7 protein-coding genes and 2 pseudogenes are annotated in these 10,893 nt (G+C 65.9%); 2 read left to right on the top strand and 7 right to left on the bottom strand.

Annotated elements, in window-relative coordinates:
- The 3 genes from nifJ to ppsA form a co-directional block, all read right to left on the bottom strand.
- Positions 1-2,134 (bottom strand): pyruvate:ferredoxin (flavodoxin) oxidoreductase (gene nifJ / locus ACLP9N_RS00420; protein ID WP_442405546.1); only part of this gene is annotated, 2,134 nt, incomplete at its 3' end.
- Positions 2,131-3,792, bottom strand: a complete 1,662-nt coding sequence (locus ACLP9N_RS00415; RefSeq protein WP_442405545.1) for an NAD(P)-binding protein — start codon at positions 3,790-3,792, stop codon at positions 2,131-2,133. The genes ACLP9N_RS00415 and nifJ, both read right to left, overlap by 4 nt.
- Complete coding sequence (ppsA, locus tag ACLP9N_RS00410; protein ID WP_442405544.1) at positions 3,789-6,185, bottom strand: phosphoenolpyruvate synthase; 2,397 nt, start codon at positions 6,183-6,185, stop codon at positions 3,789-3,791. The genes ACLP9N_RS00415 and ppsA overlap by 4 nt, the downstream gene beginning before the upstream one ends.
- Positions 6,186-6,817: 632 nt before the next feature.
- On the opposite strand from ppsA, the pseudogene ACLP9N_RS00405 reads away from it, so the two are divergent.
- Positions 6,818-7,034: pseudogene (locus ACLP9N_RS00405) on the top strand (glyceraldehyde 3-phosphate dehydrogenase NAD-binding domain-containing protein); the annotation flags it as partial.
- Between the two features lie 478 nt (positions 7,035-7,512).
- On the opposite strand, the gene ACLP9N_RS00400 reads toward ACLP9N_RS00405, so the two are convergent.
- Positions 7,513-9,357, bottom strand: a complete 1,845-nt coding sequence (locus ACLP9N_RS00400) for a DUF4118 domain-containing protein (protein ID WP_442405543.1) — start codon at positions 9,355-9,357, stop codon at positions 7,513-7,515.
- A 177-nt stretch (positions 9,358-9,534) separates the two neighbouring features.
- On the opposite strand from ACLP9N_RS00400, the gene ACLP9N_RS00395 reads away from it, so the two are divergent.
- On the top strand, positions 9,535-9,786 hold the full coding sequence (locus ACLP9N_RS00395; RefSeq protein ID WP_442405542.1) for a hypothetical protein: 252 nt from the start codon (positions 9,535-9,537) through the stop codon (positions 9,784-9,786).
- Positions 9,787-9,964: 178 nt separating this feature from the next.
- On the opposite strand, the gene ACLP9N_RS00390 is transcribed toward ACLP9N_RS00395, so the two are convergent.
- The 3 genes and pseudogenes from ACLP9N_RS00390 to ACLP9N_RS00380 form a co-directional block, all read right to left on the bottom strand.
- Positions 9,965-10,447, bottom strand: coding sequence for a VOC family protein (locus ACLP9N_RS00390; protein ID WP_442405541.1), 483 nt, complete (start codon positions 10,445-10,447; stop codon positions 9,965-9,967).
- Complete coding sequence (locus ACLP9N_RS00385) at positions 10,368-10,652, bottom strand: hypothetical protein (protein ID WP_442405548.1); 285 nt, start codon at positions 10,650-10,652, stop codon at positions 10,368-10,370. The genes ACLP9N_RS00390 and ACLP9N_RS00385 overlap by 80 nt, the downstream gene beginning before the upstream one ends.
- A 25-nt stretch (positions 10,653-10,677) precedes the next feature.
- Positions 10,678-10,863, bottom strand: a pseudogene (locus ACLP9N_RS00380) (DUF6611 family protein); the annotation flags it as partial.
- Positions 10,864-10,893 lie beyond the last annotated feature (30 nt).

Genomic DNA, 10,893 nt, shown 5'->3' with positions numbered 1-10,893 from the left:
AGTACTTCGACCGGATCACGCTGTGCGGGCAGACGAAGCTGCAGTTGCCGCACTGAATACAGCTCCCGGCATCCCAGACCGCCACCAGTTCGGAGATGTTGCGCTTCTCATACGCGGTCGTGCCACTAGGGTAGGTGCCGTCCACCGGAAGTGCGCTGACCGGCAAGGCGTCTCCGCGCCCGGCCATCATCTCCGCGGTCACGGTGCGCACGAACTCCGGCGCATCCTCGGGCACTGTCGGTACTGGCGCGCACACAGAGGTGACCAGGCCCGGCAGCTCGACGCGGCGCAACCCGTCCAGCGCGGCACTGACCGCGGCCAGTTCGCGCCGCAGCACGTCGGCGCCGCGGTCGCCGTACATCTTTTCGACCGATGCTTTGATCCGGGCGATGGCCTGTTCACGAGGCAGGACCGCAGAGATCGCGAAGAAGCACGTCTGCAGCACGATGTTGATCCGCCCGGCAAGCCCGACCTCGCGGGCGATCCGGCCGGCGTCGACGATATACAGCGTGATCCGCTTGGCCAGGATCTGTTCCTGAACCAGCCGCGGCAGAGCGTCCCAGACCTTCGCAGCAGGCTGCCGACAGTTCAGCAGCAGCGTCGCGTCCGGGGCAGCCCGACCCAGCACGTCCACTTTGTCGAGAAACCGGAACTGGTGACAGCCAACGAAATTGGCTCCATTGATGAGGTAGGGCGCATGGATGGGATCCGGCCCGAAACGCAAGTGCGACTCGGTCTGCGAACCCGATTTCTTCGAGTCGTAGACGAAGTATCCCTGGGCGTGCAGCCCTTCTTCGGACCCCAGGATCTTGATCGTATTCTTGTTCGCGCTGACGGTACCGTCCGAACCCAGCCCGAAGAAGACCGCCCGGAACGTGTCGGGTGACTCGATGTCGAACGCCGGGTCGTAGTCGACGCTGGTACCGGAGACGTCGTCGTCGATACCAATGGTGAAACGGCGCCGTGGTCGCTCGCGAGCGAGTTCCGCGAACACCCCGGCGATCATGGCGGGCGTGAACTCCTTCGAGGACAGGCCGTAGCGTCCGCCGGTGATGCGCGGCATGACCGGTCGTTCTCCGTCGGCATGCGCCTCGGCGAGCGCCGCGACAACGTCCAGATACAACGGTTCGCCGATCGACCCGGGCTCCTTGGTGCGGTCCAGAACGCCGACCGTGCGCACCGTCCCCGGCAGCACCTCGAGGAGCGCTCTGGTGGGAAATGGGCGGTACAGCCGCACCTGCACCACCCCGACCCGCTCGCCGCGCTCGACGAGAGCGGCGACGGTCTGCACCACAGTCTCGGCGCCAGAGCCCATCACCACCAGCACTCGCTGCGCCTGCGGGTGTCCGGTGTAGTCGACGATGTGCATCTTGCGGCCGGTGCGCTCGCCAAGGCGGGCCATCAGGTCCTCGACCACGCCCGGAACCCGCGCGTAGAACGGGTTCACCGTTTCACGCGCCTGGAAGTAGACGTCCGGGTTCTGTGCGGTGCCGCGAATGAAGGGGCGCTCGGGAGACAGCGCCCGTCCGCGATGCGCCCACACCAACTCCTCGGGCACCAGCGCCCGCAGGTCGTCGTCAGAGAGCGTCTCAATCGTGTTGAGTTCGTGCGAGGTTCGAAACCCGTCGAAGAAGTGCACGAACGGTACCCGGGTCGCCAGTGTGGCCGCCTGCGCGACAAGTGCCAGGTCGTGTGCCTCCTGCACTGAGGCCGATGCGAGCAGCGCGAATCCCGTTTGCCGCACGGCCATCACGTCGGAATGGTCTCCGAAGATCGATAACCCCTGGGCTGCAAGCGATCTGGCTGCGACGTTGATGACGGCCGACGTCAGCTCGCCGGCGATCTTGTACATGTTCGGGATCATCAACAGGAGGCCCTGCGACGAGGTGAAGGTCGTGGTCAACGCTCCGCTCTGCAGGGCGCCGTGCAGAGCCCCCGCCGCTCCACCCGCGCTTTGCATTTCGACCACCGTCGGGACAGTGCCCCACACATTGGGCCGCCTCGCGCTGGACCATTCGTCGGCCAACTCGGCCATCGGCGATGACGGTGTGATCGGGTAGATGCAGCACACCTCGTTGAGCCGGTAGGCGACCGAAACGGCGGCCTCGTTACCATCCACTGTGGCACAAGTCATTTCGGCTCCGGGAACATCTCGATGGCATGTACCGGGCACTGATCGAAGCAGACGGCGCAGCCGGTGCACTTGTCGTAGTCGAACTTGTAGCGGTGCCCGACTCCGAGTTTGATCACCGCGTCCTCGGGGCATGCGCCGAGGCAGCCGTCGCATTCGAAGCAGTTACCGCACGAAAGGCAACGCCCCGCCTCGTAGGTCGCCTCTTCGGCGGACAGACCGCCGACGACCTCCTCGAAACTCGAGACGCGTTTTGCCGGCTCGAGTTCGGGCTGCTGACGCCGCGCGGCGTCACCGAAGAACCACAGGTGCAGCGAGTCGAACGTCGCCGTCGGGTGTTTGGCCGGGCGTGCGCCCGGCGCGCCGCGCAACCAGGCGTCGATGTGGTGGGCCGCCTTTTTCCCGTGCCCGACACCGACTGTGACGGTGCGCTCACAGGGCACCATGTCACCGCCGGCGAATACGCCCGGACAGCCCGTCATCAGTGATTCCGAGACACGCACACTGCCGTCGCCATCGAACTCGACTCCGGGCAGCGTCCGCATGAATGCCGATTCCGTTTCCTGACCGAGCGCCATGATCAGGGTGTCGGCGGCCAGCGTCTCAAAGCGTCCGGTCGGTTGCGGGTAACCGGAGTCGTCGAGTTCCATTACCTCGACCCGCAATTCGGGGCCGTCGAAGGCGGTGATCGTCCGCAGCCAGTTGATCCGCACGCCCTCACGTTCGGCATCCTCGGCTTCCTCCTGGTGGGCGGGCATCTGCTCGCGGGTGCGGCGGTAGACGATGACCGCGTCCTCGGCGCCGAGACGGCGGGCAACCCGGGCGGCGTCCATCGCGGTGTTGCCGCCGCCGTAAACGGCCACGTGGCGCCCGATCGCCGGCCTTTCGCCGGAGGCGACGTTGCGCAGAAAAGACACCGCATCCACCATCGTGCCGGCGTCGCGGGCGGGGATGTCGACTCGTTTGGCAAGGTGCGCACCGACCGCGACGAACACCGCGTCAAAGCCGCCCTCGTCCCGCTCGGCCGCGAGGTCATCGACCCGATGATCGCTGGTCAACCGGACGCCCATAGCTGCGATCCGGTTCAGCTCGACATCCAGCACGTCACGGGGCAGCCGGTAGCTCGGAATGCCGTAGCGCATCATCCCGCCGGGCACGGTGCCCGCGTCGCGGATCTCGACCTGGTGGCCGAGGCGGGCCAGATGGTAGGCGGCGGACAGTCCGCTCGGCCCCGCGCCGACGACCAGGACTCGATTGCCGGTGCGGGTAGACGGTGGTTCGAACTCCCAGCCGCGCTTCCATGCAAGGTCACCGAGGAACCGCTCCACCGAATGGATCGATACCGAGCTATCGAGATGGGCACGGTTGCAAACGTTTTCACACGGGTGGTAGCACACCCGCCCGTGGATCGCGGCGAACGGGTTGTCGGCAACGAGCTGACGCCAGGCCTGCTCGTGCCGGCCGGCTTTGGCATGGGCGAGCCAAGCTTGGATGTTCTCCCCGGCGGGGCAACCGGCATTGCAGGGCGGCAGCAAATCGACGTAGACGGGTCGGCGCTCGCGCACCGGCCCGGCCCGGGGCTGACCATGCAACAAGTCCGGAAGCGGCGTGAGATCCTTAGGACGTCCGGCTGCGGGCCGATGGAACGCGTCGCTGCTCATTGAGCCGGCACGAGCTGTTTTTCCACCTCGAGGATCTGGCGGGTGGTCTTGATCACCGTGTCGGGGTTCAGGCTCATCGACTCGATGCCGAGCCGGACCAAGAACTCGGCCATGTCCGGGTAGTCCGAAGGCGCTTGTCCGCACAGGCCCGAGTGAATCCCGTTGCGACGGCAGCCCTCAACCGCCAGGCGAATCATCTCCTTGACGCCCTCGTCGCGTTCGTCGTAGTCGAAGGCCACGATCTCGCTGTCACGATCGACGCCGAGGGTGAGCTGAGTCAGGTCGTTGGAGCCGATGGAGAAACCGTCGAAACGCTTGGCGAATTCATCGATCAGGATCACGTTGTTCGGGATCTCGCACATCGCGTAAACCTTGAGCCCGTTCTCGCCCCGGCGTAGACCGAGGTCGGCCATCGTCTGCAAAACGAGGTCCGCCTCGGCGATTCGACGCACGAACGGGAGCATCAGAATCACGTTCGTCAGACCCATCTCGTCACGCACACGTCGCATCGCGCGGCACTCGAGCGCGAAACCCTCGGCGTAGGCGGGATGCGCGTAGCGCGAGGCACCTCGGAAGCCGATCATCGGGTTGCTCTCCGATGGCTCGAAGGCTGCTCCGCCGATCAGGCTCGCGTACTCGTTGGTCTTGAAGTCCGACATCCGCACCACGACGGGTTTGGGCCAGAAGGCGGCGGCGATGGTGCCGATCCCTTCGGAAAGGCGTTCCACGAAGAAGGTGCTCCCGTCGGGATAGCCCTGCGTGAGCCGATCGATCGTCCGACGCGTCTCGGGGTCGGCGACCTTCTGTGGGTGCAGCAGCGCCAGCGGGTGGACCCGGATGTACTCGCTGATGATGAACTCCATCCGAGCGAGTCCCACGCCGTCGTTCGGCAGGAACGACGTCTTGAAGGCGAGGTCAGGGTTCCCGAGGTTGAGCATGATCTGGGTTCGCGGCCGCGGCAGATCCGCCACCTCGGTGCGGTCCACGTGGAATCCGATCTCACCCCCGTACACGCGGCCCGTGTCGCCCTCGGCGCACGACACCGTCACGACCGCGCCATCGGGCACGCACGTGGTCGCGTCGCCTGTGCCGACCACAGCGGGAATGCCGAGTTCGCGGGCGATGATCGACGCGTGGCAGGTGCGACCGCCGCGGTTGGTGACGATCGCTGCGGCGGTCTTCATGACCGGCTCCCAGTCGGGCGTGGTGGTGTCGGCGACAAGTACCTGACCGGGCTCGAATTCGTCCAGCTGCGTGAGTTTCTCGATCCGTTTGACCGCACCCGAGGCGATCTTCTCGCCGACCGAGCGCCCCTCGGTGAGTACTTCGCCGCGGCCTTCGAGCACATAGGACTCCAGCGCCGTCGCGCTGTGCTGGGAGGCCACCGTCTCGGGGCGAGCCTGGACGATGTAGAGCTTTCCGTCCAGACCGTCCTTAGCCCACTCCATGTCCATCGGCCGCCCGTAGTGCGCCTCGATGGTGCACGCGTAGCCGGCCAGCTCCAGGACGTCCTCATCGGTGAGACAGAACCGAGCACGGTCGGACTTTGGTGTGGGGATGTTTCGCGTCGTGTTCTTCGTCTCGCCTTCGACGAGGATCATCTTCACTGCCTTGTCGCCGATGAGGCGGCGCAACACGGCGCGGTGCCCGGCGAGATAGGTCGGCTTGTGGACGTAGAACTCGTCCGGGTCGACAGCACCCTGAACCACATTCTCGCCAAGGCCGTAGGCGCCCGTCACAAAGACGGCGTCGCGAAAGCCCGACTCGGTGTCGATGGAGAACATCACACCCGACGAAGAGATATCGGAGCGCACCATCTTCATCACGCCGATCGACAGAGAGACCTTGAAGTGGTCGAAGCCCTGGTCGATTCGGTAATGAATGGCGCGATCCGTGAACAGGCTGGCGAAACAACGGCGGCACGTGTCGAGCAGACTCTCTTCGCCTTTGATGTTGAGATACGAATCCTGCTGGCCGGCAAAGCTCGCCGTCGGCAGGTCCTCGGCAGTCGCCGAGCTCCGCACAGCAAGACTCACATCCTCGCCGTACTCCTGCTGAAGCTTGCGGTAGGCATCCAGAATCTCGGCGGCCAGATCGTCGGGAAGCCCGGCGCCGTAGACGATCTCACGGGCGCGCTTGCCTTTACGCGCCAGCGCGGCGACGTCGGCGGGGTCGAGCTCGTCGAGCTCGGCATGCAGACGGTCCCAGGCGCCGGCCTCGTCCAACATGTAGCGATAGGCCTGGGCGGTGATGGCGAACCCGTGCGGGATGCGGACGCCCTGCGTGGACAGCTTCTGGAACATCTCGCCCAGCGACGCGTTCTTTCCGCCGACGAGTGGCACGTCATCGATGCCGAACTCCTCAAAAAAGCGGACGTACTTGGATGTGCTCATTACCTGTCCTCTCGTAGCGCGTCAAGCAGTCGGGCAGCATCGAGTCCGACCCGCACGGCATGCAGTGTCGAACTCGCCGGGTATCGTTGCCCGACACCGCCCCTCGTCGTGCAGGCTGTGCAGAAAACGATCGGTGCGCTCGTTTTGTGGCGGTTCGTCGCTGAGCGGCCGAAGCGACTCCTTGCCGCCAGCCCATCCGGGCCCCAATTCGGTATCCGGTAGCGGCCGTGGCCACCCCCGGGTGCATGCCCACTGAGGGATGTATAAATCACGCCTCGTCGGTCGAGCACTCCGGTGCCCGCGTGTATCTTCGATAGCGCCACAAATGCCAACCTCCCACGGCGGCACGCACGGTGCCAGAGCCGAAGGTCACTCGAATGGGTAACGGCCCAACGGGAGGTTGCTTCAGCAGCATGGATGCATGCTCACCAGCCCACCGCGGCGGCAGGGTAGCCCACCCCCTTCGGCCGCACCAGCGTTGAGTACGAGACTCCGGATCATGAACTGGGAAGAATGGCGGGCAGGAAAGCGAGGGCTTTGTCCTCTGCTGCTCGACCTCAAGCGTCGTCAGAACCTAGGTGACATGCAGTTGATGCGCTGGCCAGACCGCAAAAACTGATGAGGAGATCACGATGGCGATCCGGATGGGCGTGAACGGTTTTGGGCGTGCCGGCCGAAACTTCTTCCGTGCGGTGGACGTACAACACGCGGCGGGCACCACCGACATCGAGATCGTCGCGGTGAACGACCTCACGGACAACAAAGGCTCTGGCGCACCTGCTCAAACACGACTCCGTCCTGGGACGGTCACCGCACGACGTGTCGGTCGACGGCGAGGACCTTATGGTGGGCAGACCCCCATCGTTGTCTCGGTGCACACGTGGCCCGCCAGGAGTTGGCAGTGCTTCTCGAAGAGCGGGATCGCCTGATTCCGGACTACGAGTTGGTGGAGCTTCCAAACGACATTGCCGCCGGGCGGCAAAGCCGCCCTCGTCTCCGCTCGGCTAACGAGGTAATCGACCCGATGATCGCTTGTCAACCAGACGCCCATAGCCGCGATCCGGTCCAAGCGACCGGGCGCGTTGTGCCCGCGGGTGGGTTTCCCTTATGGGGCGGTTCTGGCAGGGGTGCGCCGCGTCTTCGCCACAGTCGGCGTAATTCGTCGGCGCCCCACACGATGAACGGGAACGGGACTACCAGCGGGAGTTGGCCGGCTCAAAGTGCGGCCGTGCCGAATAGCGGGTGCAGGAACGGCGTGTACACCAGCGTCAGGGCGAACACAATCTGCGCCGCGATGCCGACGAGTAGCGCCGGATTGCTGAAGACTTTAGGTGCGCGGCACGAGGAGGGCGCGTTCCCTGGCGAGTCGCAGTTCGGTGAGGAACGCTTGCAGCGGCGCGGCGTCGCGGTCAGCGCGCGGCGCGTCGACGATGGCGAGAACGCGTCCGGGGCCGATCTGGACCTGATAGCCCGCCTGATCGGGGTGCCGCAGTTGGGTCGTGCCGACGACGGTCTCCACCTCCCAGCCGGTATCGGTTTTGTCTAGCACCGCGACGGCGTCGAGGTCGAAGGCTCGCCGGATCGAACCGATGGCGTCGGCGAGGTCGCGAGGGGACGCCATCGCGTCGGCTGCGAGTTTGGCTAGGTTGCAGGCCTCGGCGTCGGCGTTGGCGGCGCGAACCCCTTGGCGGGTGAGGACGTCGACCAGCCCTCCGACCGCGACGGCCACAACTCCGAAGGTGATCAGGGCGACCACGTCGACCAGATTGGTGACGCGCAGTGTGTGCAGCGGCGGGGTGAAGAAGTAGTCAGACAGCAGGACGGCGATGGTGGTGGCCAGCAGGGCAGGCAGAACGCCGCCGAGCAGGGCAACGCAGACCACCGCGAGCAGATCGCACAGCAGCGCCCCGGCAAGCCCGAGTGAGGAGCGAAACGGGGTGAGGCCGATCGTGAGCGCGACGGGCGCGATGACCCCCAGGGTCCAGGCGGCGAGGCGGCGCAGCCCGGGAAGCGGGACCTGCCGCAGCGACGGGATCCTTAGCCTGATCGTCGGTCTTTGACGGGGTGGTTTGCGGGCGGGGATGACGTGCACCTCGACCGGGCCGGCGGTTCGGATCGCCTTGTTGATCACCGAGCCGTGCAGCAGCTCTTGGCGGCGGGACCGTCGGGTTGCACCCAACACCAACTGGTGAGCGTTCTCGTTGCGGGCGAAATCCAGCACGGCGGACGCGACATCGATGCCGGCCAGTTCGGCGTAGTGTCCGCCCAGTTCGCCCAGCAGTCGGCGTTGGCCGGTCAGCCATGCGGGCTCGGCCTGGATCAGGCCGCTGGGCTCGCGGACGTGGACTCCGATCAGCTCGGCGCCGATCGGGGTGGCGATCTGCGCGGCTCGCCGCAGGACGTGCTCGCCCTCGGGAGCGCCGGTCAACGCAACGACGACCCGCTGGGAGGCAACCCCTGCCGATGCCCGGCTCAGCGCGACCTGGGCGGCGGGGACGACGTGATCGCGCTGCTCCAGCCACCCCATCGCGAGTTCGCGCAGCCCGGCCAGCCGTTCGGCGGTGTAGAAGCCGGTCAGCGCCTGCGGGGTGGCGCCGGACGCCAGTATCTGGGTGTCGGCGATGCGGGCGCGCAACTGCTGGGGGGTGATGTCAACGAACTCGATCTCGTCGGCGGCGGCCAGCACCGCGTCGGGCACTGTCTCGTGTGGTGCGACGCCGGTGACCGCTTCGACGGCGTCGGTGAGACTGTCGATGTGTTGCAGGTTCAGCGCGGTGATTACATCGATGCCGGCGCCAAGCAGTTCTTCCACATCTTCCCAGCGTTTCTCGTGGCGGCTGCCGGGCACGCAGGTGTGGGCCAGTTCATCGACCAGCACCACCGCCGGACGTCGGGCCAACACCTTGTCCACGTCGAGCTCATCGAAGGTTGAGCCGCGGTAGCGGAGGTGGACGGGCGGGATTTGCTCGATCGTGGTGAGCATGGCCTCGGTGTCCGTGCGGCTATGGGTCTCGGCGAGCCCGACGACCACGTCGACTCCCCGCTGCGCCAGGCGCTGGCCCTGCGCCAGCATGGCGTAGGTCTTTCCTGCCCCGGGGGCAACGCCGAGATACAGCCGCAGCCGACCTCGACTCGGAGACGGTGTCGAACCGGACGACATTTCGCCGCTCATCGTGATCACCCTTCACTTGCGACACTTCGTATGGAACCGACGGTTTGGCAAGTGGGCGGATGGCGGGGAGAAGATCACCAGCCATGACGACCGCCGAAGTGGCCGGACCTGGGCGGCTTCTTCGGTGTGCTGTCTGTGGGGTGTGAGCCGACGGCCTTCGCGGACTGTGGCTTGTTGATGGCGCGGGACGGGTGGGCATCTATCCGGGCGCCGCCACCCGGGGTGGGCACAACCGACGGGATGTTGTGGGAAGGACATCGGCGGGCCGATCAAGGTGGGCAGACGATCGTGCTGGCAGCGCTGGAGCTTGACGGCATCGGTGACGACGAACCGCCGTGGCCAGCGCTTATCGCTGCCGATAACTCCGGTGTCAGCGCTCCCAGACGGCGCGCCGAGTTCGCCTTTCGCGCTGCGACTGCCCAACACTGAATCCGTTCACGGGCGGCGTTATGCGGTGCCCGCACGGTCACGCCGCGTCGCGTCATGAGCTCCTGTGGAAGAACCATGTCTGACTTCCCCTTACGGTTCGAACCGTGCGCGTCACCGTCGGCAGCGACGGCAACGGTTACGCGATGGCACCCATGTTGGCTGTGCGGCATGCGAGCACCTACTCGTCTTCGCCGCTGGGTCCATCGTCCGTGCGGAGCTCGATAAGAATCAGGTCCGGGCCGGTGACGGTCAGCGCCCAGCCCAGATGCGCCGGGTGTACCGCGCTGTGTTCGGCGTCGACCGTAGTGAGGTGTTCTTCCCAGCGCAACAGCTCGGTGTAGCTCGCGACACTCAAAGCGAACAACGGATATTTGCGCAATGCGGCCAGCGGCACGTCGACGCGCCGCAACAGCAGACGGGCACCGCACGGATGTTGCAGCAGCATGGCCACCACTTCGTTTTCGTGTTCCTCGATCAAGAGGGTGGCGAAACCGAGTACCCGTTCATACCAGTCACTGCTGGCCAGCGGATCGCTGGTCGGCACACTTACGTGATGCATGCGAGTCAACGTGGGCACTCGACTATTCTTGCCGCCGCCAGACACCTCGTCGACCTGCGGTCCCACCCACCGCATCCAACGGGTGGGGCCCGCTTTGGTCACGGCGGCAGGATCGCTTTCCCGACCAGCCGGCTGTTCGGCAATCGGTGTCACCCACGACCACCCACAGCGTGCGGACCTGCAACCGCAGCCCTCCTGCCAGGGCACGCGTGACAGCGCCGGCGCCGAGGTACACGGTCGTCGAAATCCCAATCGCCATCCCGGGACTTGACGATGCCGCCGAGGCAAATCTCCGAATCAGCCACAGCAGCGCCCCTCCAAGTCAGCCAAGCCCGCCACAACCGCAGCAGGCGTCGCTGAGCCCCACTGGTGCCTGGCGGGAACTCGACCAGCCAAAACCGGCTGACCCCATACCCCGGAGTGGGCGTCCAACTGGCGGTGCCAAGAGGGCCGTCGAGTCGTCGATCGGCGCCTCTCAAAGCCGCTGGCGCATCTGTTCGTGGGACTGTCCCGATCACAGGCCGACGTAGGAGATCCGGGTGGACCCA

Source organism: Mycobacterium sp. (assembly GCF_052144515.1).
Lineage (GTDB): Bacteria > Actinomycetota > Actinomycetes > Mycobacteriales > Mycobacteriaceae > Mycobacterium.
Note: the sequence above shows the minus strand (reverse complement) of the source record. Positions and strands in the feature narration are given on the sequence as shown.

Excerpts from the sequence above, each read along its gene's own strand:
- ACLP9N_RS00415 (WP_442405545.1), bottom strand. The coding sequence starts at position 3,792 with ATGAGCAGCGACGCGTTCCATCGGCCCGCAGCCGGACGTCCTAAGGAT.
- ACLP9N_RS00400 (WP_442405543.1), bottom strand. The coding sequence starts at position 9,357 with ATGAGCGGCGAAATGTCGTCCGGTTCGACACCGTCTCCGAGTCGAGGT.
- ppsA (WP_442405544.1), bottom strand. The coding sequence starts at position 6,185 with ATGAGCACATCCAAGTACGTCCGCTTTTTTGAGGAGTTCGGCATCGAT.
- ACLP9N_RS00395 (WP_442405542.1), top strand. The coding sequence starts at position 9,535 with ATGGCGCGGGACGGGTGGGCATCTATCCGGGCGCCGCCACCCGGGGTG.